Source organism: Pseudomonas sp. NFACC56-3, assembly GCF_900100025.1.
Taxonomy (GTDB): domain Bacteria; phylum Pseudomonadota; class Gammaproteobacteria; order Pseudomonadales; family Pseudomonadaceae; genus Aquipseudomonas; species Aquipseudomonas fluorescens_AA.
In genome coordinates this window covers 109,797-134,258 of record NZ_FMTK01000002.1, presented here as the reverse complement: position 1 = coordinate 134,258, position 24,462 = coordinate 109,797, and the positions used below count along the sequence as shown (strand labels likewise).

Sequence of the window (24,462 nt, the reverse complement as noted above, 5' to 3'; positions counted from 1 at the left end):
TAAATAGCAGAAAACGGCGCAGTACCTGAAAGGGGCTGCGCCGTTTTTGTTTTGGTGGTTCTGTGTTTGGCGTCGGTGCTGTTTTTGCGGTTGTGCGCAATGGTCGATTTGTCGCGAATGTGTTTCGTGATGATGCGCGGTATGCCCGTTGGTCTCCTTGTGGGGGCAGGGCGCTGTGCGACCGGACAAGCCGCTTCTATATATAGGAGCGCTGGCGCAGAGCCTTGGACTGAATCGACTGTATTTGCAATCCGGCTGGGGCATGACCGTTTGCCCCAGCCTAAATCCGGCGCCTGTTTCCAGCGCGTTTTCAGTAGGGTGACTTCTTGAGTTTGACCTACTAGAATGCATGCCCTTGATTCTGGGGTCGGAAACGCCCGGCCAACGTCTGTGCAACGAGGAATATCCATGCAAGTTTCTGTTGAAAATACTTCTGCTCTTGAGCGCCGCATGAGCATCACCGTGCCGGCTGAGCGCATCGAGACTCAGGTCAACAAGCGTCTGCAGCAGACTGCCCAAAAGGCCAAAATCCCAGGTTTCCGCCCAGGCAAAGTGCCAATGAGCGTGATCCGTCAGCGTTACGAAGCTGATGCGCGTCAGGAAGCCGTGGGCGACGTGATCCAGTCTTCGTTCTACGAAGCGGTCGTCGAGCAGAAGCTGAACCCCGCCGGCGCGCCGTCCGTCGAGCCTAAAGTGCTGGAAAAAGGCAAGGACCTGGAATTCGTCGCCACGTTCGAAGTGTTCCCGGAGTTCACGGTTGCCGGTTTCGAATCCATCGCTGTCGAGCGCCTGAGCGCTGACGTGTCGGATGCCGACCTGGACAAGATGCTGGACATCCTGCGCAAGCAGAACACCCGTTTCGAAGTGACCGAGCGTGCGGCCCAGAACGAAGACCAACTGAACATCGATTTCGTCGGCAAGGTCGACGGTGAAGCGTTCGCGGGTGGTTCCGCCAAGGCCACCCAGCTGGTGCTGGGCTCCGGTCGCATGATTCCTGGTTTCGAAGACGGCCTGGTTGGCGCCAAGGCCGGTGAAGAGCGCGTTCTGAACGTGACCTTCCCCGAGGATTACCAGAACCTGGACCTGGCTGGCAAAGCCGCCGAGTTCACCGTGACCGTCAACAGCGTTTCCGAGCCGAAGCTGCCTGAGCTGAACGAAGAATTCTTCGCCCAGTTCGGCATCAAGGAAACCGGTCTGGAAGGTTTCCGCGCCGAAGTTCGCAAGAACATGGAGCGCGAGCTTCGCCAGGCCATCAAGTCCAAGGTCAAGAACCAGGTCATGGACGGTCTGCTGGCCTCCAACCCGATCGAAGTGCCAAAGGCCCTGCTGGACAACGAAGTGAACCGTCTGCGGGTGCAGGCTGTTCAGCAGTTCGGCGGCAACATCAAGCCGGACCAACTGCCAGCAGAGCTGTTCGAAGAGCAAGCCAAGCGCCGCGTCGTGCTGGGCCTGATCGTTGCCGAAGTGGTCAAGCAGTTCGAGCTCAAGCCTGACGAAGCCCGCGTTCGTGAGCTGATCCAGGAAATGGCCTCGGCCTATCAAGAGCCTGAGCAAGTCGTGTCCTGGTACTACAAGAACGACCAGCAGCTGAACGAAGTCCGTTCGGTTGTGCTGGAAGAACAAGTTGTGGATACTGTTCTGCAGAAAGCTAGCGTGACCGATAAAGCGGTCTCTTACGAAGAAGCGGTCAAGCCGGTGGAAGCTCCACAAGCCGATTGATGGTTCTGCGGTAAGAAATAAACACCCATAAGCCAGCCTTCGTGCTGGCTTATGCGTATTCAAGACATAACTATTTGGGAGTGACTGCGAGACATGTCCCGCAATTCTTTTTATCAGCAGAGCTCTGACATCCAGGCCGCAGGCGGCCTGGTCCCGATGGTTATCGAGCAGTCCGCCCGCGGCGAACGTGCCTATGACATCTACTCGCGTCTGCTCAAGGAACGCGTCATCTTCCTGATCGGCCCCGTTGAAGACTACATGGCCAACCTGGTCGCGGCGCAGCTGTTGTTCCTTGAAGCGGAAAACCCGGACAAGGATATCCATCTGTACATCAACTCACCTGGCGGTTCGGTGACTGCGGGCATGTCGATCTACGACACCATGCAGTTCATCAAGCCTGACGTCTCCACCATCTGCATCGGTCAGGCCTGCAGCATGGGTGCCTTCCTGCTCGCCGGCGGCGCAGCGGGCAAGCGTCACTGCCTGCCTAACTCGCGGATGATGATTCACCAGCCATTGGGTGGCTTCCAGGGCCAGGCGTCGGATATCGACATCCATGCCAAGGAAATCCTCCACATTCGTTCGCGCCTGAACTCGTTGCTGGCCCATCACACCGGCCAGAGCCTCGAAACCATTGAGCGCGATACCGAGCGTGACAACTTCATGAGCGCCGAGCGTGCAGCCGAATACGGCTTGATCGACTCTGTGATCAACAAGCGTCAAATGCCTGCCTAAGCCGCTCAAAATGCAGGTGGTTGGGATGACCGGCCGCCTGCGGGCTTGAAAAAGCCCGCAATTGCCTTCATCTTGTGTTGCAAGCCTATCGGATTTGGATCGATCGAATGACTGACACCCGCAACGGCGAGGACAACGGCAAACTGCTTTATTGCTCCTTCTGTGGCAAAAGCCAGCATGAAGTGCGCAAATTGATTGCCGGCCCCTCGGTCTTCATTTGCGACGAGTGCGTCGACCTGTGCAATGACATCATCCGCGAGGAGGTGCAGGAAGCCCAGGCCGAGAGCAGCGCGCATAAATTGCCTTCGCCTAAAGAAATCAGCGGCATCCTTGATCAGTATGTGATTGGTCAGGAGCGTGCGAAAAAGGTACTGGCCGTAGCGGTGTACAACCACTACAAGCGCCTGAACCAGCGTGACAAAAAGAATGACGAGGTCGAACTCGGCAAGAGCAACATCCTGCTGATCGGCCCGACAGGCTCGGGTAAGACCCTGCTTGCCGAAACCCTGGCTCGTTTGCTGAACGTTCCGTTCACCATTGCCGACGCAACCACCCTCACCGAGGCGGGTTATGTAGGTGAAGACGTCGAGAACATCATTCAGAAGTTGTTGCAGAAGTGCGACTACGATGTGGAAAAAGCCCAGATGGGTATTGTCTACATCGATGAAATCGACAAGATTTCCCGCAAGTCCGACAACCCGTCCATCACCCGGGATGTTTCCGGTGAGGGCGTGCAGCAGGCCTTGCTCAAGTTGATCGAAGGCACGGTCGCTTCCGTTCCACCCCAAGGTGGTCGCAAGCATCCGCAGCAGGAATTCCTGCAGGTCGACACCCGTAACATCCTGTTCATCTGCGGTGGTGCGTTCTCCGGCCTGGAAAAGGTTATTCAAAACCGTTCCACCCGTGGTGGCATCGGCTTCAATGCCGAAGTACGCAGCAAGGAAGAGGGCAAGAAGGTCGGTGAGTCCCTGCGTGAAGTCGAACCTGACGATTTGGTCAAGTTCGGTCTGATCCCGGAATTCGTCGGTCGTCTGCCAGTCCTGGCGACGTTGGATGAGTTGGATGAAGCGGCGTTGATGCAGATTCTGACCGAGCCGAAAAACGCCCTGACCAAGCAGTATGCCAAGCTGTTCGAAATGGAAGGTGTAGACCTGGAATTCCGTTCCGACGCGCTGAAGTCGGTTGCCAAACGTGCCCTGGAGCGTAAGACCGGTGCCCGTGGGTTGCGCTCGATTCTCGAAGGCGTATTGCTCGACACGATGTATGAGATCCCCTCGCAGTCCGAGGTGAGTAAAGTCGTGATCGACGAAAGCGTTATAGAAGGCAAGTCCAAACCATTGTATCTCTACGAAAACAGTGAGAAGACTGCCAAGGCCGCACCGGACGCGTAAGCGTTCCGCTGCCGGAACAAAGAAGGGGCCTTCGGGCCCCTTTGCTTTTAGCGCGTTTTAGAGGTGTCTTAGCGCTTGTTTTTTTTCAAGGCTGCCCCCATCTTGGTTTCAAGCTTACTTCCATCTGTTTCCGGCCCTAGGGCCGCCGTAGAGGCGAAATCATGAAGACAACCATCGAATTGCCTCTCCTGCCATTGCGCGATGTCGTGGTGTATCCGCACATGGTTATCCCGCTGTTCGTGGGGCGCGAGAAGTCCATCGAAGCCCTCGAGGCTGCGATGACGGGTGACAAGCAGATTCTTCTGCTGGCTCAGAGAAATCCAGCCGACGATGATCCCGGCGAAGACGCACTGTATCGCGTAGGTACGATTGCAACGGTTCTGCAATTGCTCAAGTTGCCCGACGGTACCGTCAAGGTCCTGGTCGAAGGCGAGCAGCGCGGGACTGTCGAGCGTTTCAGCGAAGTGGACGGTCATTGCCGCGCCGAGGTGTCGCTGATCGAAGAAGTCGATGCGCCCGAGCGTGAATCAGAGGTGTTTGTCCGCAGCCTGCTGTCACAGTTCGAACAATACGTGCAACTGGGCAAGAAGGTGCCTGCAGAGGTCCTGTCGTCGCTCAACAGCATCGACGAGCCTGGGCGGCTGGTCGATACGATGGCGGCCCACATGGCCCTCAAGATCGAGCAGAAGCAGGAAATTCTCGAGATCATCGACCTGTCGGCCCGTGTCGAGCACGTGTTGGCATTGCTCGACGGCGAGATCGATCTGTTGCAGGTCGAGAAACGCATTCGCGGTCGCGTCAAGAAGCAGATGGAGCGCAGCCAGCGCGAGTACTACCTGAATGAGCAGATGAAGGCCATTCAGAAAGAGCTGGGCGATGGCGACGAAGGTCACAACGAAATCGAAGAGCTGAAAAAGCGCATCGATGCCGCCGGCTTGCCCAAGGATGCCTTGGCCAAGGCTCAGGCTGAGTTGAACAAGCTCAAGCAAATGTCGCCGATGTCTGCCGAAGCCACCGTGGTGCGCTCCTACATCGACTGGCTGGTCCAAGTGCCGTGGAAAGCCCAGAGCAAGGTGCGTCTGGACCTGGCACGCGCCGAAGACATCCTCGACGCCGACCATTACGGTCTGGAAGAGGTCAAGGAGCGCATCCTTGAGTATCTCGCCGTACAGAAGCGCGTGAAAAAGATTCGCGGCCCGGTCCTGTGCCTGGTCGGCCCTCCCGGGGTCGGTAAAACCTCCCTTGCGGAGTCGATTGCCCACGCGACCAACCGCAAATTCGTACGCATGGCCCTGGGTGGTGTGCGTGACGAGGCGGAAATTCGTGGTCATCGCCGGACCTACATCGGTTCGATGCCAGGAAGATTGATTCAAAAAATGACAAAGGTCGGCGTGCGCAATCCGCTGTTCCTCTTGGACGAAATCGACAAGATGGGCAGCGATATGCGCGGCGATCCCGCCTCTGCGTTGCTCGAAGTGCTCGATCCTGAGCAGAATCACAACTTCAACGATCACTACCTCGAGGTCGACTACGACCTGTCGGACGTGATGTTCCTCTGCACCTCCAACTCCATGAACATTCCGCCGGCATTGCTGGACCGGATGGAGGTGATCCGTCTACCGGGCTACACCGAGGACGAGAAGATCAACATCGCCGTGAAGTACCTTTCGCCCAAGCAGATCCAGGCCAATGGCCTGAAAAAAGGCGAGCTGGAATTCGACGAGGAAGCGATTCGCGACATCATCCGCTACTACACCCGCGAAGCCGGCGTGCGTGGCCTGGAACGGCAGATTGCCAAGGTCTGCCGCAAGGCGGTCAAGGAACATGCGCTGGAAAAACGTTTTGCGGTCAAGGTCACTGCAGACCTGCTGGAGCACTTCCTGGGGGTGCGCAAGTTCCGCTACGGCCTGGCAGAGCAGCAGGACCAGATCGGCCAGGTGACTGGCCTGGCATGGACTCAGGTCGGTGGCGAGTTGCTGACCATCGAAGCGGCCGTGGTACCGGGCAAGGGGCAACTGATCAAGACCGGTTCCCTGGGCGACGTGATGGTCGAGTCGATCACCGCGGCGCTGACGGTGGTGCGCAGTCGTGCCCGGAGCCTGGGCATTCCCCTGGACTTCCATGAGAAGCGCGACACGCACATCCACATGCCTGAAGGGGCTACGCCCAAGGACGGTCCAAGCGCCGGCGTAGGCATGTGCACGGCCCTGGTCTCGGCATTGACCGGCATCCCGGTGCGCGCCGACGTCGCCATGACGGGTGAAATCACGCTGCGCGGCCAGGTCCTGGCGATTGGCGGCCTGAAGGAAAAACTGCTGGCGGCACACCGTGGCGGGATCAAGATCGTGATCATTCCCGAAGAGAATGTCCGCGATCTGAAGGAAATTCCTGACAACATTAAGCAAGATCTTCAGATCAAACCGGTTAAATGGATTGACGAGGTCCTGCAAATTGCGCTGCAATACGCGCCGGAGCCCTTGCCGGATGTGGCTCCAGAGATTGTCGCGAAGGAAGAAAAGCGGGAGTCTGACTCTAAGGAAAGAATTAGCACGCATTAACACGCATTTGCCTGGGGGGCCTTCCTTGACAGTTTTTTAGAGCCCTTGTTATAAAGCGGCTCTTAAGTGTCTGCAGGCCATTTAGCACTCGTTTTTGCTTTCACCAAAAAAAACTTAGAATCATCTCAAATAGATATAAGGGGACTTAGAGTGAACAAGTCGGAACTGATTGATGCTATCGCTGCATCCGCTGATATCCCGAAAGCTGCTGCTGGCCGTGCGCTGGACGCTGTAATCGAATCCGTCACTGGCGCTCTCAAGGCTGGCGACTCCGTTGTTCTGGTTGGTTTCGGCACCTTCTCCGTGACTGATCGCCCAGCTCGTACCGGTCGCAACCCGCAGACCGGCAAGACGCTGGAGATTCCTGCTGCCAAGAAGCCAGGTTTCAAAGCTGGTAAGGCACTGAAAGAAGCCGTTAACTAAGGTTTCGTTGAGTTTATCCGGGTCGGGGTCATGCCTGGCTTGGCAGCGGAGCGGTAATGCGACCGGTTGCTACCGGTTTGTGACGCCAGGGCTTGCAGGTTCGAGCCCGGTCCGCTCCGCCAGTTACGAGAAGGCGCATCCTCGGATGCGCCTTTCTTCTATCCGGATTCTACCCACGCTCCACGGTTGCCTAAATTTGAAGTTCAACCGTTTCTGGGGGACGCATGCTGCAGAATATCAGGGACAATTCACAAGGCTGGATTGCCAAGACCATCATCGGGGTCATCGTCGCATTGATGGCGTTGACCGGTTTCGATGCCATTTTCAAAGCCACTACCAACAGTAACGACGCGGCCAAGGTCAACGGCGAAACTATCAGCCAGAACGAGCTGAGCCAGGCGGTCGACATGCAACGTCGTCAGCTCATGCAACAGCTGGGCAAGGATTTCGATGCCTCCCTGCTGGACGAAAAAATGCTGCGCGATTCGGCGCTCAAGGGCCTGATCGACCGCAAGTTGTTGCTGCAAGGCGCACACGATGCGAAATTCGCTTTCTCGGAAGCTGCGCTCGATCAAGTCATCCTGCAAACGCCTGAGTTCCAGGTCGATGGCAAGTTCAGCCCCGAGCGTTTCGATCAGGTGATCCGCCAGTTGGGTTACAGCCGTATGCAATTCCGCCAGATGCTGGCCCAGGAAATGCTGATCGGTCAGTTGCGCGCCGGCCTGGCGGGCAGCGGTTTTGTCACCGATGCCCAAGTGTTGGCCTTCGCCCGCCTGGAAAAGCAGACCCGTGATTTCGCCACCTTGAACATCAAGGCCGATCCGGCGTCGGTGAAGCTGACCGATGATGAGGTCAAGGCTTACTACGACCAACACGCCAAGGAATTCATGACGCCTGACCAGGTGGTCATCGATTACCTCGAGCTGAAGAAAGCCTCTTTCTTCGATCAGGTCAGCGTCAAGGACGAAGACCTGCAAGCGGCCTATCAGAAAGAAATCGCCAACCTGTCTGAACAGCGTCGCGCTGCGCACATCCTGATCGAAGTGAACGACAAGGTGACCGAAGCTCAGGCCAAGGCGAAGATCGAAGAGATCCAGGCTCGCCTGGCCAAAGGCGAATCGTTTGAAGCCCTGGCGAAGGAATTTTCCCAGGATCCGGGGTCGGCGAACAACGGCGGCGATCTCGGCTATGCCGGCCCAGGCGTCTACGATCCGGAATTCGAAAAGGCCTTGTACGCCTTGAGCAAGGACCAGGTCTCGGCACCGGTCCGCACCGATTTCGGTCTGCACCTGATCAAGCTGCTGGGTGTCGAAGCGCCCGAAGTGCCGACCTTCGCCAGTCTCAAGGACAAACTGACCCGCGAGCTGAAGACTCAGCAGGTGGAGCAGCGTTTCGTGGAGGCGACCAAGCAACTGGAGGATGCCTCGTTCGAAGCGTCCGACCTGGCGCAGCCGGCTCAGGACTTGAAGCTGACCGTCCACACATCGGCCCCGTTCGGTCGTGAAGGCGGTGAAGGGATTGCGGCCAATCGCGCCGTGGTCACTGCGGCGTTCAGCCCGGAAGTGCTGGATGAAGGTGCCAACAGCACCGCCATCGAGCTGGACCCGGAAACCGTCGTGGTACTGCGTGCCAAGGAGCACCGCAAGCCAGAGCAACTGTCGCTGGACAAGGTGGCCGGACCCATTCGTGCTCAATTGGCCAAAGAACACGCCAGCGCAGCGGCCAAGACCCGCGCCGACGAGCTGATCGCCAGCCTGCGCGACGGCAAGACGGCACTGGACAAACCGGTTGACGGCCAAGGCTGGAAAGCCATCGAGGCGGCCACCCGCAACCAGGAAGGCATCGACCCGGCGGTGCTGCAAGCACTGTTCCGCATGCCCAAGCCTGAGTCCAAGGACAAGCCGACGTTCAGCAGCGTGACCTTGCCTGACGGCAGCCTGGTGGTCGTGCGTCTGAACGGCGTGAACGAAGCCGCGGCACCGACTGACGAAGAGAAAGCGGAATATCGTCGCTACCTTGCGTCCCGTGTGGGTCAGCAGGACTTCGCGGCCTATCGTAAGCAGTTGGAGAGTCAGGCGGATATCAAGCGTTTCTAATCGCTTGATGCTTCTCCAAACCTGGCTGTGATGCTGCTCACTTGAAAAAACGGCGCTTCTTCAGAAATGGAAGCGCCGTTTTTTTTGGGAGTTTTTCGGGGCAGGTGAGGGATATCCCTTTCTTCGGTAAGGCTCAAGTGAACGGTATCAGGCCAAAATGCCAGGGTTTTTGTATCTGCTTGTTGCCCAAAAGTGCGTGTTCGTCGATCTGCCGGCTTAGCGTCTTTTTCCTGCAAACAACCGCCAGTAAACTTGTAACCCCATTGAAACAAGATTAGCCACGCTGCCAGGTCGCGTTCTGTTGCACAATACGCCCCGGACCGTTTTTCTCAGGATGTTCAATGTTCAAATCATTTCACATGCGCACCGTCGGGCTTGCATTGGTGCTGGCCGCCGCAGCCGGTTGCTCGTCGAAAAAAACCGCCATCTACGAGCACGAGAACTTCGATGATTCCGGCACGTTCTCGCGCACTTATCCAGTGAGCGACACGGTGACCTGCGAGGCCGGGCGCCGGGCGTTGCTCAGCCAGGGCTACATCATTACCAGCAGCGATCCGAAGCTCGTCAGTGGCCACAAGAGTTTCCAGCAGACCGGCGAGACCCACATGGAGATCAGTTTCAACCTGGTCTGTGCCGAGGACGGCGGTGCCGGACACCGTGCGACCATGTTCGCCAACGCCTTGCAGGACCGTTATGCCCTGAAGAAAACCAACAACTCCGCCAGCCTGGGTGTGGGCGTGCTGGGTTCGGTGTCGATGCCGATCGGCTCTTCGGATGATTCGATGGTCAAGGTCGCCAGCGAAACCGTGTCGGCTGCCAAGTTCTATGAGCGTTTCTTTGCCTTGGTGGAGCTGTTCCTGCCCCCCGAAGCGAAGAAAGCTGCCGAGAAGGCTGAGAATACCGATAAGCCAAAAACTGAGCTGGGTGTCCCGGAACCCAAGGCTGAACCGGCCGCCTTGATGCCTGCTCCGGCTCCAGTTGCAGCGCCTGCGTCGGAACCCGCTGCGCCTGCACCAACAGCCACGCCGGTAAAGGAGGCTGTGCCGGCCCCCGTCGAAACCGCCCCTGCGGTGTCGGAGCCTGTCGCACCGCCGAGCGAGCCAGCGCCGATTGCGCCTGAGTCGTTCGAGTCTGCGCCGACGACGGAAACCGTGACACCGCCACCACCACCGTCCAGTTCATTGCCGGCCCCGAGCGAGCCGATCCAGCCGCTTCCGGCTTCCTGAGGTCCCCGTGGCAGGGTGTTACGCCCTGTCACACTTCACGCGGTAATTTCCCGACCCTGTGCTACGTTTAATTCATGAAGCCTTTGCTTCATGTTTTGTTCATAAAGCAGCTTTATGCTGATGCCAGCGCCATCAGGCATTGGATTCAATGACAGGGGAAGGACACGTAATGGACGATTATCAGGAAGAGCTGCTGGAATACCAGGCCTATGAACTGGACCCGCTGGAACCCGCCGAAGATGCAACGGAGTTGTAAGAGAGCAGGCTAGCGCTTGAAGCTCAACGCCCTCTGTGACTACGACGAAATTCCCCAGGCGTCTGGTCGTTCCAGCGCTTGAAGGCTCGTTGAAAGGCCTCGGCTGAAGCAAACCCCAACAAGTAGGCGATTTCGCCGAACGCCAGTTCGGTATCGCGTATGTAGGTCATGGCCAGGTCGCGGCGGGTGTCGTTGAGGATGGCGCGAAATTGTGTGCCTTCCTCGGCCAGCTTGCGACGTAGGGTCCAGGTCGGCAGTTTCAGGCGGGCCGCCACTTCTTCCAGGTCGGGTTCCCGGCCCCCGTTGAGCAACGGTCCCAGCAGTTGAATGATGCGCTCACGCAGGCTGCGAGTGCGGGTCAATTGTTCCAATTCCCGTTCACACAATTGGACCATATGGTGCCAGGTGCTGGGGCAATGCTGTGGGTTGCGCTGGGCGAGGCTGTCCAGGCCCAGTCGCAGTTGGTTCTGTTCGGCGCCAAACTGGATCGGGCAGTCACCGAGCGTGCGGTAAGCCTCCAGGTACGCCGGTTCCTCGAATTCGATGTCGATGCGTTCGGGCCGCAGCGCGATGCCGCTGACGCTGGACAGTTGGGCCAGCCAGCCGGCGATGATCGAATCCACCACGAAGCGGTTGTAGGCGTTATACGGGCTGATGGAATAGAACCGTAGCCAGGCGCCGCGGGCATCCTCATGAAAACTCGATTGGCCGCGATAGTTGGAGCCATACAGCGGCTCGAAGCGGATCATGCAGCGGGCCGCCTCGCGCACGGTTGGCGCCTGGGCAGCGGTAACGCCCGCCAGCCCGGCCTGGCTCAGGCGCCCGAGCTGGCCCATGCGCAGGCCCAGGGCCGGGTCCTGGGTCTGTTGAATCGCGGCGTGGCCCAGGCGCATGTAGCGTGGGATCGACAGGCGTGCGCCGGGCTCGGCCAGGCGCGCGGCATCGAGGCCGTACTGCTCCAGCAAAGGCTTGGGGTCTTGCCCATGGCTGGCAATTGCGTCAGCCAGGCTGTGGACGAAGCCTACTGACAGATCCCCCAGGCGCATCGGCTGAGGTTTCATGGTCACAACCACAGGTTAAGCAGGCGCGCACCACGGGCTTCGCCATCGGGGAAGTGCTGGCCGTTGTGGCTGATGAAACTCTGGCCGGCGCTGCCGCTGTCCCAGAACTGGCCACGCAGGAATACGCTGACACCGCCCCGGGCCTGGCTAATGGGCAATTGGCCGGTCAGTGTCAGGCGATGCCAGGCTTGCCCCTCGCTCACTTCACCGGGCTTGAGGCTCACTTCGCTCGGTGTGGACAGGCCTTTATACCCGCTCCAGGGCTTGTCCCAGGCGCCGCGACCAATGACGAAGGCGGGCACCGCGATCAGTTGCGCGCCCTGTTCGTTGAGCTGCCGGTAGTGGAGCGGGTACCAGCTGTCACTGCCGATCAGCACGCCCAGGCGCCCGGCGGGGGTGTCTATGACGAGGGGGGAGACCGGATGGTCGGCGCCCAGCACATCCCGCTGTTCGAATACCGGATGTCGTTGGCGTTGCGGCTGGCCGATCGGCCGGCCATCGCTGCTGAATACCAGGCTGCTGTTGTACAACGCGCCGCGGCCAATCTTCAGTTCGCCGTTGCTGACGCTGGGCTCGGGTAGCACGATGGAGCCGGCCACCAGGGTGATGCCGAACTCCTTGGCCAGTCCGCCGAACAGCGCTTGATAGTCGCGGGCCATGTTATCGGCCTTCATGCGCAGGTAGGCATCCTCCAGGCGGTTATCGCCTTGAGCGCTAACGAGTGCCTGGATAAACGCCAGCGGATTGCTGACCGCCAGCCAGTGCATGGCTTCCTTCAGGGTGGTGGCCTGGTACAACTCGTCTTTTTCGCCACCGATCATCAGCCAGGTGCCGATGTGCTCGGGCAGGACCACCACGGTCTTGGCGTTGAGAAAACCCTGGTCGCGAGCCGCCTGCAGGTAGGCCGCCAGTTTGCGGTGCAGGCGCTCGGGGCTCTGGTAGTCGGTGGGGAACAGTTCGGGCTGGATGCCCAGGAGGTTGCCGCGGTCGGCGGGCGTGCCCTGGTCGACCGCCAGGTTGATACGCAGGTCTGACAGGTAATGACCCGCCGGACGATCGGTCGTCCACAGTGCGTAGGTGACCAGGACGGCAATCAAGGCCAGTGAAAACAGCAGGTACAGAAATTTGCGCATGGGGGAACAGTCAGCGGCCGTGTGCAGGTTCGTGATTTTTCATCAGGAGCTACGGGGCAGGGTACGGGAAAACAAGGGATTAGCGAAGGGCGGGCGCTGATTTGTACGCACGGCAAGCCCATGCAGAAGGCGTCCAAGGAAATCACCTGAACGGCATTGATGAGGTGCTTGGGGTGATCTTCGATCCCCCGACAGCTGATCGGCGCTCTGCGCATTTGGATCATTAAATTGTCAGTTACGGTCATTGAGCGTCCGCATCCGGACTCCTACGCTGTGGGTCATGACAGACGCAAGCCGCAGAGCCTGCGCTTTTTTCCGTGATCGCCCGTTGTGGAGTTACCGATGACCGCCTCCCATTACCCGCATCTGCTGGCCCCGCTGGACCTGGGTTTCACCACGTTGCGCAACCGTACCCTGATGGGCTCGATGCACACCGGCCTGGAAGAGAAACCCGGCGGCTTCGAACGCATGGCGGCGTATTTTGCCGAGCGCGCCCGGGGTGGCGTGGGCCTGATGGTCACCGGTGGGATCGGGCCGAACGACGAGGGCGGGGTCTATTCCGGCGCGGCCAAGCTGACCACGGAAGAAGAGGCGCTCAAGCACCGGATCGTGACCCGGGCCGTGCACGAGGCCGGTGGCAAGATCTGCATGCAGATTCTTCACGCCGGGCGCTATGCCTACAGCCCCAAGCAAGTGGCACCGAGCGCGATCCAGGCGCCGATCAACCCGTTCAAGCCCAAGGAACTGGACGAGGAGGGTATCGAGAAGCAGATCAGCGATTTCGTCACCTGTTCGGTCCTGGCCCAGAAGGCCGAATACGACGGCGTCGAGATCATGGGCTCGGAAGGTTATTTCATTAACCAGTTCCTGGCGGCCCACACCAATCACCGCACCGACCGTTGGGGCGGCAGCTATGAAAACCGCATGCGCCTGCCGGTGGAAATCGTCCGTCGGGTGCGCGAAGCGGTGGGCCCGAATTTCATCATCATTTTTCGCCTGTCGATGCTCGATCTGGTGGACGGCGGCAGCACCTGGGACGAAATCGTCCAGTTGGCCAAGGCCATCGAGCAGGCCGGCGCGACAATCATCAACACCGGTATCGGTTGGCACGAAGCACGAATTCCCACCATCGCCACCAAGGTTCCGCGAGCGGCGTTCAGCAAAGTCACGGCCAAGCTGCGCGGTTCGGTGAGCATCCCGCTGATCACCACCAACCGCATCAACACCCCGGAAGTGGCCGAGCAGATCCTGGCCGAAGGCGATGCCGACATGGTCTCCATGGCGCGGCCGTTCCTGGCCGATCCGGAGTTCGTCAACAAGGCCGCTGCCGGTCGCAGCGATGAAATCAACACCTGCATCGGCTGCAACCAGGCGTGCCTGGACCACACCTTTGGCGGCAAGCTCACCACTTGCCTGGTCAACCCACGGGCCTGCCATGAAACCGAGCTGAACTACCTGCCGGTGACCCAGGTGAAGAAAATCGCCGTGGTCGGTGCCGGCCCCGCCGGGTTGTCCGCGGCCACGGTGGCGGCCGAACGTGGGCACCAGGTGACGCTGTTCGATTCGGCCAGTGAAATCGGTGGTCAGTTCAACATTGCCAAGCGCGTGCCGGGCAAGGAAGAGTTCTTCGAAACCCTGCGCTACTTCAAGCGCAAATTGCAGACCAGCCATGTCGAGCTGTGCCTCGACACCCGGGTGGATGTGGCGCAATTGGTGGCGGGCGGTTACGACGAGATCATCCTCGCCACCGGCATCGCCCCACGCGTGCCGGCGATTCCCGGGGTGGAGCATGCCAAGGTCTTGAGCTACCTGGACGTGATCCTCGAGCGCAAGCCGGTGGGCCGCAGCGTCGCAGTGATCGGTGCCGGCGGTATTGGCTTCGACGTGTCGGAGTTCCTGGTTCACCAGGGCGTCGCCACCAGCCAGGACCGCGAGGCGTTCTGGAAGGAGTGGGGCATCGACACCCACCTCGAGGCCCGCGGCGGCGTGGCCGGGATCAAGGCTGAACCCCATGCACCGGCGCGCCAGGTGTTCCTGCTGCAACGCAAGACCTCGAAGGTCGGTGACGGCCTGGGCAAGACCACCGGCTGGATTCATCGCACGGGCCTGAAGAACAAGCAGGTGCAGATGCTCAACAGCGTCGAATACCTGAAGATCGACGATGACGGACTGCACATTCGCATCGGCGAAACCGGCGAGCCGCAAGTGCTGGCGGTGGATAATATCGTGATCTGCGCCGGCCAGGATCCGCTACGTGAGTTGCAGGAAGGCCTGGAAGCGGCGGGGCAGACCGTTCACCTCATTGGCGGCGCCGACGTGGCGGCGGAACTGGATGCCAAGCGAGCGATCAACCAGGGGTCGCGGTTGGCGGCGCAGTTGTAAGGCTCAATCCCAGGAAAACCCTTGTGGGAGCGAGCTTGCTCGCGATTGCGGTGAGTCAGTTGCATGGATGTTGGCTGATCTGCCGCTATCGCGAGCAAGCTCGCTTCCACAGTGGGGAGGGGTGAACCTGAAGTCCCCCGCCAGCTGTTAAGATACCGGCCCGTTTTCCACCCGATCTGCCGCCATGCTGCTTCCCGCCCTCGACTGGCACCCCCAACCCCGACTCGAACCCCTTCACCTGGACTGGCTCGCCCGTGCCGGGGTCGAAGTGGCGGTGTTGCGCCTGGACCGGATCGATCCGCTGATCAGCGGCAACAAGTGGTTCAAACTGGTCCCGCATCTGCGCGCCGCCCATGAGGTCGGTGCCGAGGGGGTCATGAGCCTGGGCGGTGCCTATTCCAACCATTTGCATGCGCTGGCGGCGGCCGGCAAGCGCTTCGGCTTTCCCACGGCCGGGCTGTTGCGCGGTCATCCCCAGGACACGCCGACGGTGCGCGACCTGAAAGCGTTTGGCATGGACCTGCAATGGTTGGGGTATGGCGGATACCGGGAGCGGCACGCCGCGGATTTCTGGGAACCGTGGCAGATTCGCTATCCACATTTGCATCCGGTGCCCGAGGGCGGTTCGGGATTGCCTGGGGCGCAAGGTTGCATGACGTGGGTGGCCAGTGTCCGTGACCAATTGGCGGCGCTGGGCTGGGCGGATTACCACGGCTGGTGGTTGGCTTGCGGTACTGGAACATCGCTGGCCGGACTGGTGCTGGCCGAAGCGGGCGAGCGCCCGGTCTACGGCGTACTGGCCGTGCCCCCGGACCATGGCGTGGCCCGGCAGGTCGAGCGCATCGTGGGAGAAGCGGGGCTTTCCAGCCCGCGTCATGAGTTGTTCGACGGCAGCCGTGGCGGGTTCGCCCGGGTCGATGCCGAGCTCACGGCCTTCATCGAAACCACGACGGCCATCGAACTGGAGCCGTTGTACACCGGCAAAGCCTTGATGGTGCTCAAGGCGCGGGTCGAGGCGGGAGGCTTTGCCCCCGGCATGCGCCTGGTCTTTGTCCACACCGGCGGTTTGCAAGGCCGCCGAGGGTTCGATTGACGGGCGATCAGCCGCGTTTGGGCATCATCCGCAGCAGCGTGTTGTCCCGTACCACATAGTGGTGATACAGCCCCGCCAAGGCATGCAGGCCAATCAACCAATAGCCGATGGTGCCGCCCAGCACGTGCCAGCCCTCCAGTTGCTTGGCGAACGCCTTGTCTTGATTGATGAGCAACGGCAGATCGAAACCGTAGAACATCACTTGGTGCCCTTCGGAACTGGTGATCAGCCAGCCCAGCAGCGGCATGGCGATCATGAACAGGTACAGCGCCCAGTGCATCAGGCGGGCGAGGACGGTTTGCCAGGCAGGCGATGCCGGGAAAATCGCCGGTGCCTTGCCCATGCTGCGGGCGAACAGGCGCAGCCAGACCAGCACGAACACCGTCAGGCCGAGCATGAAATGCGCTTCTTTGATCAACGTCCGGCCGCCGCTGCCCTTGGGAAAAATCCCCCGCAGCTCAATGCAGGCATAAACCACGGCCAGCAGGACCAGCATCAGCCAATGCAAGGTTACCGTGACGGTACTGTAGCGGCTTTCCGAGTTTTTCCAGGGCATTGCGGGTATCTCCAACAATCAGGGTCGAGCGCCGTCTAGCGCGGCGTGTCTTTACTGTAAGCCCGTTTCGCTGGGTTTGCATGAACCAGATCAGGGTTGCTGGCAAGAAGCCAAAAGGCAGGATCAGGGTGTGAAGTCTGGCGGGTTCAGCAGCCAGTCCAACAGCAGCCCGGCATCGTGATTGCCACGGGACGGTTTCGGTGGGGCGGCGGCGTGTCCTGCGCCGGTATCGACAGCCCCTGGGCACAGCACCGGTCGGTCGGGGTCGCCATCGAGAAAGCTCACCAGCACTTCGCTGCCGGCCATCAGGGGAGGGCTGTCGCCCAGCGTCAGTCGCGACACGGGCAGCGTGATGCCTTCCTGGTCCGGTGCCCAGAGGCTGACACTCACTTGGCCGTGTTCATCGAACGGGGCCGGCTGGCCGGTGCGGCCGAGCACGTGGGCCAGGTGATACCCGGGAATGCACGGTTTGGGATGCTTGAGGGCCGGCCTGAACACGGTGGACCAGGGAATGGCGGTGAAGCGGTTGCGGTAGTCACGGGCCGACGGTGTGCTGGGCAGGTCCGGTTCAAGGATCGAAAACTGCCGCCCGCGATGCTGGACCTCGGTGATCAGCCATTGATCGTTGAAGGTGGAAACCGGGTGTTCGCAGATCTGCACGATGTCGCCGCTGTGCAGGGCCGGTTGATCACTGTGGCCATGGATTTCCCGTTGCCGACAGCGCAACCGTTCCAGATGGCGGCGTCCGGCCTGGTAACGGTGAGTCAGGGCCGGGTCGCCGTGCATGGCCTCATGGTCGATCTGCTCGAGGGGGTGATTCGCCGCCTGGGCCTCGGTTTCGGTCACCGCCCGGTCACGGAACCCGCCAGGCACGCCAGGCACCATCGCGTGATGGCGCAAATACAAGCGCTTGATGGCCGGTATCAAGTTGTCGTTCGGGCGCAGGGGCAGCTCGACGGGGCGCGCGGGGAAACTCTTCGGGTCTTCGGCAAACACCAGGACGTGGCCCTGGGGAGTGTGTTCGAAGTGGTAATGAATGCCTTCTTCCTCACACAGCCGTTGCAGGAGGGCCAGGTCGCTTTCGTCGTACTGGATGCAGAATGGGCGACACGGATACTGCCCATGGGGCAGCTCGAAACGGTAACTGTCAGCGGGCAGAGCATTGTCTTGCAGCAGGCGTTGCAGCAGTTGCACCACGGTGAGCCGATGGAAAACCCGGCGCCGCGGGCCTTGTTCCAATCGCTGCAGGTAGGGCACCAACGTCAAGCGGTAGCTGATGCGCTGCGGTGCCGAGGCACTCAGGCTGACGCTGTGGACAACCCCATGGATGCCCGACTCGCCGTCCAGGCGCAGGAATGCCGGGTGCCCCAATAGCAGGTCGGGATTTATCGGTGGGGCCAGGCCGATCAGTTCGAGGTCAAAGCGGTACGGCTGGTTGAGGGCTTCGCGGCCATTGAAGCGCAAGACTTGCAGCTGCAAGTCGTTTTGCGTGAGCGTCAGGCTGAAGGGACTTTCCGTGTCGTTGCGCATCGCGCCTCCTACTGGCAGGGACAGAGGCCCAGAGGGTACGAAACCACGGGGGGGAACGGTGCTTGCGAGCTGCTATTTCAGAAAAGCCCTACAACACACTGTGAAAATGTCGATCCGGCGGCATGAATTTTTGGTCGATCAGCCGGTTTAGGCCGTATAAACTTGCGCCACAGCGCCGGCCGGCAGATGTCTCGGCGCGTCAGACAAGAGAGTGAGTAATGGGCGCACAGTGGAAGGTTAAACACAAAGAAGCGGCTGCCAACGCCAAGGGCAAGATCTTCGGCAAACTGGTGAAGGAAATCACCATTGCCGCGCGCAACGGGGCCGATACCGCGACCAACGCGCACTTGCGCCTGGTGGTCGAGCAGGCGAAGAAGGCCTCGATGCCCCGCGAGACCCTGGAACGCGCGATCAAGAAAGGTTCTGGCCAGCTCGGTGAAACCGTGCAATACCACCGCGTCACCTACGAAGGGTTCGCGCCGCACCAGGTGCCGCTGATCGTTGAATGCGTGACCGATAACATCAACCGTACCGTCGCTGAAATTCGCGTCGCGTTCCGCAAGGGCCAACTGGGCGCCTCGGGCTCGGTGGCGTGGGACTTCAACCATGTCGGCATGATCGAAGCCGCGCCGGACAGCCCGGACGCCGATCCGGAAATGGCCGCCATCGAGGCCGGTGCCCAGGATTTCGAGCCGGGCGAAGATGGGGCGACGTTGTTCCTCACCGATCCTGCCGACCTCGATGCCGTGCAGAAGGCTTTGCCGGAGCAGGGCTTCACCGTGTTGTCGGCCAAGCTGGGCTACCAGCCGAAAAACCCGGTCAGCGGCTTGACCGACGAGCAGATGGCTGAAGTCGAAGCCTTCCTCGAAGGCCTCGACAACCATGATGACGTGCAGGACATGTTTGTCGGGTTGGCGGGTTAAGCATTACCCGCATTGCCCTGTGGTGAGGGAGTTTGCTCCCTCGCCACGGCCGCGCAGCAAGCCTTCGATTTCATCGAACCCTGGCCGTGCCAGCACCTCCGGCTGACAGCAGCGCGCCTCCAAATCCAGCAGCCATGCAAGATCCTGCGCACTGAGCGTCGGTTCGATCCGCGCCAGCAATTCCCCCAGCAAGATCCCGAAGGCCCGGACCTCGATGCGTTGCAGTGCGCGGGTTTGCACGGTGTCTGCAGTGGTGTGGAACGACGCCGCGCCAAAGTCTCCCAGCAGGCAATCGCCCTGGTCGTTGCACAGGATATTGTGCCCGTACAGATCCCCATGAGTGATGCCCTGACGGTGCAGGTGCGCCGCCACCGAGGCGATGCCGTGGGCGATGTGCAAGGCCACCGGGGCGCTCAGGCGCAGTTCATCGGCATACACGTCGCGGGTGCATGACGCCAGGCTCGGCAGCCCGGCGAGGTTGCGATAGCGGGGCTCGATCAGTGCCATGACCAGCCCAGCCTGTTGCTCGGGGTGCCCGGCAACCTGGCCCAACACGTCAATCAGGTTCGGGTGTCGACCGGCCGTGATGCAGGCATGCATTTCATGCAGGGGGGAGCCGTCGCTGGTCATCTGGCCTTTGTACAGCTTCACCGCGACGTTTCGCGCCACCTGGCCGGGCGCCTGCCAGAGCGCTTGATGAATCACTCCGGAGGCGCCTTCACCCAGGGGTCGTTGCAGCGTCAGTTGCGACCAGTCGATGGGCGTCGTGGTGTTCAAGGCTGCGGCATCGGCCTGGGTTTCCAGTGGGTTGCCGGCGTAGGCCAGCCAACTGAGGCTCGGCAGCTCCAGCAACCATTGCGGCAGTTCGGTCAGTTGGTTGGCGGCGATGCGCAGCAGTTCCAGGCGATGACACTGGCCCAGGCTCGCCGGTAACTGCTGCAAACGGTTGCCGGCCAGCATCAGTTTTTGCAGGTGCGGGCGTTGGCCCAGCTCGTCCGGCAAGTGGCTGACGTCGTTGTCGGTCAGGATCAGCCAGCGCAGCCGTGGTGGCAGCGCGGCGCCCGTGACGCGGGTGATGCGGTTGGCCTTGAAACCGACCATGGTCAACGCGCTGCAACGGCCCAGGCATTCGGGCAGTTCAGTGAAGCGGTTGTCGGAACAGAACAGCACGCGCAGGCGAGTCAGCCGATGCAGGTCGTCGGGCAGCGTGTCCAACTGATTGCCGCTGAGGTTGAGGATTTCGAGAGAATCGGCCAGCTCGAAGATTTCCCGGGGAAACTCCGTCAAGCCGCAGGCCAGGTCCAGCCGGGTGATGCCCGAGAGCTGGCCGGCGCGTAGTTGGGCGAGGGTGTGCATGGCAGGGTTCGCTGTCGATCAAGGGGGCTGGCGCCCGTAGCCAGACAGTTAACCAATAATCAGCTCAGTACAACACCCTGTGGCGAGGGGATTTATCTGTGGGAGCAGGGCTTGCCCGCGATGCAGGTGCCTCGTTTTCTCAGAGACCGCGTCGTCTTCATCGCGGGCAAGCCTTGCTCCCACAGCAGTTTTTCCACAAAAGTGCTGCTCCGCTGGCCATAGTCACTCGGGCTAGCGCTCGATGCTGCGGTTCCAACGGGCGTTCCAGGCCGGGCGTTGTTCGTTGACCTGGTCCCAATCCACGGCAATCGCTGTTTCCAGGTATTGCTTCATCGCCTCCACCTGGCCACGGGTCTTGTCGGTGGTCGGGGTGTTGGGGTTGGAAGGGATCTGGTCGCCTTCTTCCAGGGCAATGGCCTGGGCTTGCGGGGTCAGCAGGAAAGCGGCGAGCTTTTGCGCCAGTTCCGGTTGGGTGTTTTGCGCGATGGTGCATTCGGCGACGTTGAGGACCACGGCGCCTTCCTTCGGCTGGGCATATTCGACGGGCATGCCCTTGAGTTTCAGCGCGGTCACCTGGGTCGGTGTCAACGGGAACAGCGCGGCTTCGTCGGTCTGTAGCATTTCGGATATTTTTGCCGAACTCGGGATGTACTCCAGCACGTTGCGCCCCACCGTGTTCGGCCACGCCTTGAAACCTGGCTCGACGTCGGTTTCGCTGCCGCCCTGGATCCGGTTGAACATCAAAAAGCCGTGCAGGCCGAAGGTGGACGAGGCCATCGACTGGAACACCACTTTGTCCTTGAAGCGCGGATCGGCCAAGTCCATCCATGAAGTGGGCGTGTTCCAGCCTTTTTCCTTGAACAGCCGGGTGTTGTAGGCCAGCCCCGTCACCCCGAGGCTGACGGCCACGGCCTGATCCTTGATACGCCCCTTGGCCGGGATCTGCGCCAGGGTCGGGCTGTCCTCGAGCTTGTCGCACAACCCCATGGCGATGGCGCGGTACATGATGCCGTCATCGAGGAACATCACGTGCATCTGCGGGTTGCCTTTGCTGGCCTGGACTTTCGCCAGGATGTCGGCGGAGGTACCGGGCACGATGACCACCTTGACATTGTTGGCTTTCTCGAACGCCGGCAAGACTTTGTCGGCGTAGAGCCGCTCCATGGTGCCGCCGTTCATGCCCAGGTAAAGCGTCGGCTCGGCCAACGCCTGGGTGACCGGGAGCAGGGCGCCCAGGCAAGCGGAACCCAGCGAGCAGAAACCGAACAGTGCACTGCGTTTGACGTTATTCATTGGCGCGACCTTCCTCTATCAAGCAACGGAGATGGAGTGAAACCGGGTGATGGAAAACGCATCCAACGGCGTGGTCGAAGCCCCGCTGCAGATGATCTCGGTGAGTGCCTGGCCCACCGCCGGGCCGATCTGGAAACCCGCGCCGGCAAAGCCGAACGCGTGCAATAGACCGGGCTGGGTGCTGCTGTGCCCGATCACCGGTTGGCGATCGGGCAGGTAACCTTCGGTGCCGCTCCAGGTACGAATCGCCTGGGCGCCTTCCAAAAACGGGTAGAGCTCGACGGCCTGGCGCAGGATTGCCAGCACGGCGTTCTGGCCGGGCCGGGCGCGAGCGGCATCCAGGGCAAAACCTTGGCCGCCTCCCAGCACGCAATTGCCGCGCGAGACCTGGCGGGCGTAAATACCGCCGCCTTCGACGCCGGTGCTGGCGTCCATGACCAGGGGCAAGGGTTCGGTGACCAGCATCGCCGGGTGCCCGGCGTGCATTGGCACCGCTTCGCCGAATTGCGCGGCGAACTGGCTGGCCCAGGCTCCGGCGCAGTTCAGCAGCCAGGGCGCGTGGAACGTCAGGCCCGTTGCGGTGTGTACGACAAAGCGTTGGCCGTCGTGCGCCACGGTGCTGACGGTGCATTGTTCATGAACTTGCGCACCCTGCCGGCGAGCGGCCTGGGCGAAGGCGGGGGATACCAGGCGTGGATTGGCATGGCCGTCATCTGGGCACAGAGACGCCCCCACCGCGACGGCGCCGACCCACGGAAAACGCGCGCGCAGGGCCGTGCGGTCGAGCAGTTGCAGATCCAGGCCGAAGCCTTGGCTGGCGACGGCGTAGTCGTGCAGCGCTTGCAGGTCTCCAGCGCTGCGGGCCAGCTTCAGATGACCGCTGCGCCGGTACTCGCCGTCGATCCCGATCAACTGGGGCAACTGGCGCCAGATTTCATGGGCCCGTTGCGACAGGGGTAGTTGCGACAGCGGTCGGCCCTGGCGACGCACACCGCCGTAGTTCACGCCGCTGGAATGCGAGCCGCAGAAGTCGCGCTCCAGCAACGCCACCCGGCGTCCGGCCTGGCTCAGGAACAACGCGGCCGAGGCGCCGACGATACCGCCACCAATGATCACTGCATCCACTTCGATCATGGCTCGACCTCCAGGCCGAACGGCACGGGCTTGATCGGTGCCTGGGCCCGCAAGCGGCCGATGCTGGCGACGGCGCGGCCACTTTCGCAGGCAATGATTTCCGCGGCAGCGGCGCCGCACATCCGCCCCTGGCAGCGACCCATGCCGACCCGGCAATGGGCCTTGACCCGGTTGATCTCCCAATGGCCTTCGCCCACCACCCGGCGGATGTCGCCGACGCTGACTTCTTCGCAGCGGCAGATCATCAGGTGATCGGCAGCGTCGGCGGCCCAGTGTTCAGGAAAGGCAAAGGCGCGCTCCAGGCCTTCCCGGAATCGGCCGATGCGCTCGAGGGCTTCCTCCAGTTGCGTGCAACGCTGCGGGTCGGTCGAGTAGCCGAGGTCTTCGAGCAAGGCCAGGGCTGCCCGTTCACCGGCCATTTCCGCCGCGTCGGCGCCCATGATTCCGGCGCCGTCACCGGCCAGGTAAATCCCCGGCACGCTGCTGCGTCCGGCGCGGTCCCGTTGGGGCAGCCAGGTGCGGTTGAGGGCATTCCAGGCAAACGCGCAGCCCAACAGGTCGGCCAGCTGGGTTTCGCTGCGCAAGCCATGGGCGAAGGCCACCGCGTCACAGTCGAGGGTGTGCTCGCCGCTTGCGTTGCGCCATTGCAGCGACTGCACTCGCCGTTCTCCGTCGAGACGCGTCAGGTTTGCGCCTTGATGCACGGCGATGCCACGGGCGGCCAGCCAGGCGCGGTAGTAGAGGCCCTTGGCGAGGGTGGCCGGTTGGGCCAGCAGGCCGGGCAGGGCGCGGACTTGGGCGCTGAAGGGCGAACTGTCGAGCACGGCGACCACATTGGCGCCGGCCTGGGCGTATTGATAGGCCACCAGATACAACAAGGGACCGCTGCCAGCGAACACGACCCGTTCGCCGATGGCGCAGCCCTGGAACTTCAGGGCAATCTGCGCCGCGCCCAGGCTGTAGACCCCGGGCAGGGTCCACCCCGGCACGGGCAGGATCCGGTCGGTGGCGCCGGTTGCGACGATCACGCTGGCGTACTCGAGGCGGTCGGCGCGGCCTTCATGCAGGGTATCGAGCAGGCCGGCCTCGGCGTTCCACACCAAGGTGTCGGGGCGGTAATCGAGTTGTTCGCGCAATGCGTCGAGCGTCTGGTGGATGGCGTTGGCCTTGTGCGCTTCGAAGCCATAGAGCTTGCCAGGCGAGCGCTTGAAATTGGCCGGTTGGCGCCGATAGATCTGTCCGCCACCGCGAGCGGCTTCGTCCAGCAGGACCGGGTACAGGCCATGGGCGACCAGGGTCTGCGCGGCGCGGATACCGGCCGGGCCGGCGCCGATGATGGCGATCGGTTTCATCGCCACCTCACGGGCAGGGCCGGGGGATTTGTGGGGTTGTCGGAGCCGTCATCGCGAGCAAGCTCGCTCCCACAATAGATCGGTTGTGGCGTCTGGTTTTGTGCACGCCACGGTCCCCCTGTGGGAGCGGGCTTGCTCGCGATGACGGCGGCACATCCAACGACGGTTTCGGCAGATAGACCGCTTTCGCGAGCAAGCCCGCTCCCACATTTGATTTGGGGTGATGCTTTATCTTGTGCACGCCG

Annotated in this window: 18 protein-coding genes; 10 read left to right on the top strand and 8 right to left on the bottom strand. The window is 61.3% G+C overall.

Annotated elements, in window-relative coordinates:
• The first annotated feature begins 408 nt into the window (after nt 1-408).
• The 7 genes from tig (at nt 409) to BLO80_RS03595 (ending at nt 10,148) form a co-directional block, all read left to right on the top strand.
• Nucleotides 409-1,719 carry a trigger factor gene (gene tig, locus BLO80_RS03630; protein ID WP_092326852.1) on the top strand — a complete coding sequence of 437 codons (1,311 nt, stop codon included), beginning with the start codon at nt 409-411 and terminating at the stop codon, nt 1,717-1,719.
• 93 nt (nt 1,720-1,812) lie between these two features.
• Nucleotides 1,813-2,454: an ATP-dependent Clp endopeptidase proteolytic subunit ClpP gene (clpP, locus tag BLO80_RS03625; protein ID WP_003183177.1), complete on the top strand. Its 642-nt coding sequence runs from the start codon at nt 1,813-1,815 to the stop codon at nt 2,452-2,454.
• A gap of 107 nt (nt 2,455-2,561) precedes the next feature.
• Nucleotides 2,562-3,845 carry an ATP-dependent Clp protease ATP-binding subunit ClpX gene (gene clpX / locus BLO80_RS03620; RefSeq protein ID WP_092326851.1) on the top strand — a complete coding sequence of 428 codons (1,284 nt, stop codon included), beginning with the start codon at nt 2,562-2,564 and terminating at the stop codon, nt 3,843-3,845.
• Nucleotides 3,846-4,006: 161 nt separating this feature from the next.
• Complete coding sequence (gene lon, locus BLO80_RS03615; protein ID WP_014339302.1) at nt 4,007-6,403, top strand: endopeptidase La; 2,397 nt, start codon at nt 4,007-4,009, stop codon at nt 6,401-6,403.
• 150 nt (nt 6,404-6,553) lie between these two features.
• Complete coding sequence (locus BLO80_RS03610) at nt 6,554-6,826, top strand: HU family DNA-binding protein (RefSeq protein ID WP_003183171.1); 273 nt, start codon at nt 6,554-6,556, stop codon at nt 6,824-6,826.
• 224 nt (nt 6,827-7,050) lie between these two features.
• On the top strand, nt 7,051-8,922 hold the full coding sequence (locus BLO80_RS03600) for a SurA N-terminal domain-containing protein (protein WP_092326849.1): 1,872 nt from the start codon (nt 7,051-7,053) through the stop codon (nt 8,920-8,922).
• A gap of 341 nt (nt 8,923-9,263) precedes the next feature.
• On the top strand, nt 9,264-10,148 hold the full coding sequence (locus BLO80_RS03595) for a DUF2242 domain-containing protein (protein ID WP_092326848.1): 885 nt from the start codon (nt 9,264-9,266) through the stop codon (nt 10,146-10,148).
• 279 nt (nt 10,149-10,427) lie between these two features.
• Here BLO80_RS03595 and BLO80_RS03590 read toward each other — a convergent pair whose 3' ends face one another.
• Together BLO80_RS03590 and BLO80_RS03585 are read right to left on the bottom strand one after the other, a co-directional pair.
• Complete coding sequence (locus tag BLO80_RS03590) at nt 10,428-11,465, bottom strand: AraC family transcriptional regulator (RefSeq protein WP_092326846.1); 1,038 nt, start codon at nt 11,463-11,465, stop codon at nt 10,428-10,430.
• A gap of 2 nt (nt 11,466-11,467) precedes the next feature.
• Nucleotides 11,468-12,598 carry a carbon-nitrogen hydrolase family protein gene (locus BLO80_RS03585; RefSeq protein WP_092326845.1) on the bottom strand — a complete coding sequence of 377 codons (1,131 nt, stop codon included), beginning with the start codon at nt 12,596-12,598 and terminating at the stop codon, nt 11,468-11,470.
• Nucleotides 12,599-12,940: 342 nt separating this feature from the next.
• Between BLO80_RS03585 and BLO80_RS03580 the strand changes: the two genes are divergently transcribed.
• Both BLO80_RS03580 and BLO80_RS03575 read left to right on the top strand, forming a co-directional pair.
• Nucleotides 12,941-14,980 (top strand): oxidoreductase, encoded by a 2,040-nt coding sequence (locus BLO80_RS03580; RefSeq protein WP_092326843.1) that lies wholly within the window; start codon nt 12,941-12,943, stop codon nt 14,978-14,980.
• 184 nt (nt 14,981-15,164) lie between these two features.
• Nucleotides 15,165-16,073, top strand: a complete 909-nt coding sequence (locus BLO80_RS03575; RefSeq protein ID WP_092326841.1) for a 1-aminocyclopropane-1-carboxylate deaminase/D-cysteine desulfhydrase — start codon at nt 15,165-15,167, stop codon at nt 16,071-16,073.
• A gap of 7 nt (nt 16,074-16,080) precedes the next feature.
• On the opposite strand, the gene BLO80_RS03570 is transcribed toward BLO80_RS03575, so the two are convergent.
• Together BLO80_RS03570 and BLO80_RS03565 are read right to left on the bottom strand one after the other, a co-directional pair.
• A complete protein-coding gene (locus BLO80_RS03570; RefSeq protein WP_092326840.1) occupies nt 16,081-16,629 on the bottom strand; it encodes a cytochrome b in 549 nt (182 codons plus the stop codon).
• 123 nt (nt 16,630-16,752) lie between these two features.
• Nucleotides 16,753-18,159: a type VI secretion system Vgr family protein gene (locus BLO80_RS03565; protein WP_092326838.1), complete on the bottom strand. Its 1,407-nt coding sequence runs from the start codon at nt 18,157-18,159 to the stop codon at nt 16,753-16,755.
• A 218-nt stretch (nt 18,160-18,377) separates the two neighbouring features.
• On the opposite strand from BLO80_RS03565, the gene BLO80_RS03560 reads away from it, so the two are divergent.
• On the top strand, nt 18,378-19,082 hold the full coding sequence (locus BLO80_RS03560; RefSeq protein ID WP_003183149.1) for a YebC/PmpR family DNA-binding transcriptional regulator: 705 nt from the start codon (nt 18,378-18,380) through the stop codon (nt 19,080-19,082).
• 3 nt (nt 19,083-19,085) lie between these two features.
• Here the strand turns inward: BLO80_RS03560 and BLO80_RS03555 are convergent, their stop codons facing one another.
• The 4 genes from BLO80_RS03555 to BLO80_RS03540 all read right to left on the bottom strand — a co-directional run bounded on the left by BLO80_RS03555 (nt 19,086) and on the right by BLO80_RS03540 (nt 24,217).
• A complete protein-coding gene (locus tag BLO80_RS03555; RefSeq protein WP_092326837.1) occupies nt 19,086-20,438 on the bottom strand; it encodes a leucine-rich repeat-containing protein kinase family protein in 1,353 nt (450 codons plus the stop codon).
• Nucleotides 20,439-20,669: 231 nt separating this feature from the next.
• Entirely contained in the window at nt 20,670-21,731 is a 1,062-nt protein-coding gene (locus tag BLO80_RS03550; protein WP_072405345.1) for an ABC transporter substrate-binding protein, read from the bottom strand.
• An 18-nt stretch (nt 21,732-21,749) separates the two neighbouring features.
• A complete protein-coding gene (locus tag BLO80_RS03545; RefSeq protein WP_092326835.1) occupies nt 21,750-22,865 on the bottom strand; it encodes an NAD(P)/FAD-dependent oxidoreductase in 1,116 nt (371 codons plus the stop codon).
• The gene (locus tag BLO80_RS03540; RefSeq protein ID WP_092326834.1) at nt 22,862-24,217 is read right to left on the bottom strand and encodes an FAD/NAD(P)-dependent oxidoreductase; all 1,356 of its coding nucleotides are present in this window, start codon (nt 24,215-24,217) and stop codon (nt 22,862-22,864) included. Before BLO80_RS03540 ends, BLO80_RS03545 begins: the two co-directional genes overlap by 4 nt.
• Nucleotides 24,218-24,462: the final 245 nt, after the last annotated feature.

Bases quoted from the DNA above. Each gene is read 5' to 3' on its own strand.
- tig (WP_092326852.1), top strand. From the start codon at position 409: ATGCAAGTTTCTGTTGAAAATACTTCTGCTCTTGAGCGCCGCATGAGC.
- clpP (WP_003183177.1), top strand. From the start codon at position 1,813: ATGTCCCGCAATTCTTTTTATCAGCAGAGCTCTGACATCCAGGCCGCA.
- clpX (WP_092326851.1), top strand. From the start codon at position 2,562: ATGACTGACACCCGCAACGGCGAGGACAACGGCAAACTGCTTTATTGC.
- lon (WP_014339302.1), top strand. From the start codon at position 4,007: ATGAAGACAACCATCGAATTGCCTCTCCTGCCATTGCGCGATGTCGTG.
- BLO80_RS03600 (WP_092326849.1), top strand. From the start codon at position 7,051: ATGCTGCAGAATATCAGGGACAATTCACAAGGCTGGATTGCCAAGACC.
- BLO80_RS03595 (WP_092326848.1), top strand. From the start codon at position 9,264: ATGTTCAAATCATTTCACATGCGCACCGTCGGGCTTGCATTGGTGCTG.
- BLO80_RS03590 (WP_092326846.1), bottom strand. From the start codon at position 11,465: ATGAAACCTCAGCCGATGCGCCTGGGGGATCTGTCAGTAGGCTTCGTC.
- BLO80_RS03585 (WP_092326845.1), bottom strand. From the start codon at position 12,598: ATGCGCAAATTTCTGTACCTGCTGTTTTCACTGGCCTTGATTGCCGTC.
- BLO80_RS03580 (WP_092326843.1), top strand. From the start codon at position 12,941: ATGACCGCCTCCCATTACCCGCATCTGCTGGCCCCGCTGGACCTGGGT.
- BLO80_RS03575 (WP_092326841.1), top strand. From the start codon at position 15,165: ATGCTGCTTCCCGCCCTCGACTGGCACCCCCAACCCCGACTCGAACCC.
- BLO80_RS03570 (WP_092326840.1), bottom strand. From the start codon at position 16,629: ATGCCCTGGAAAAACTCGGAAAGCCGCTACAGTACCGTCACGGTAACC.
- BLO80_RS03565 (WP_092326838.1), bottom strand. From the start codon at position 18,159: ATGCGCAACGACACGGAAAGTCCCTTCAGCCTGACGCTCACGCAAAAC.
- BLO80_RS03560 (WP_003183149.1), top strand. From the start codon at position 18,378: ATGGGCGCACAGTGGAAGGTTAAACACAAAGAAGCGGCTGCCAACGCC.
- BLO80_RS03555 (WP_092326837.1), bottom strand. From the start codon at position 20,438: ATGCACACCCTCGCCCAACTACGCGCCGGCCAGCTCTCGGGCATCACC.
- BLO80_RS03550 (WP_072405345.1), bottom strand. From the start codon at position 21,731: ATGAATAACGTCAAACGCAGTGCACTGTTCGGTTTCTGCTCGCTGGGT.
- BLO80_RS03545 (WP_092326835.1), bottom strand. From the start codon at position 22,865: ATGATCGAAGTGGATGCAGTGATCATTGGTGGCGGTATCGTCGGCGCC.
- BLO80_RS03540 (WP_092326834.1), bottom strand. From the start codon at position 24,217: ATGAAACCGATCGCCATCATCGGCGCCGGCCCGGCCGGTATCCGCGCC.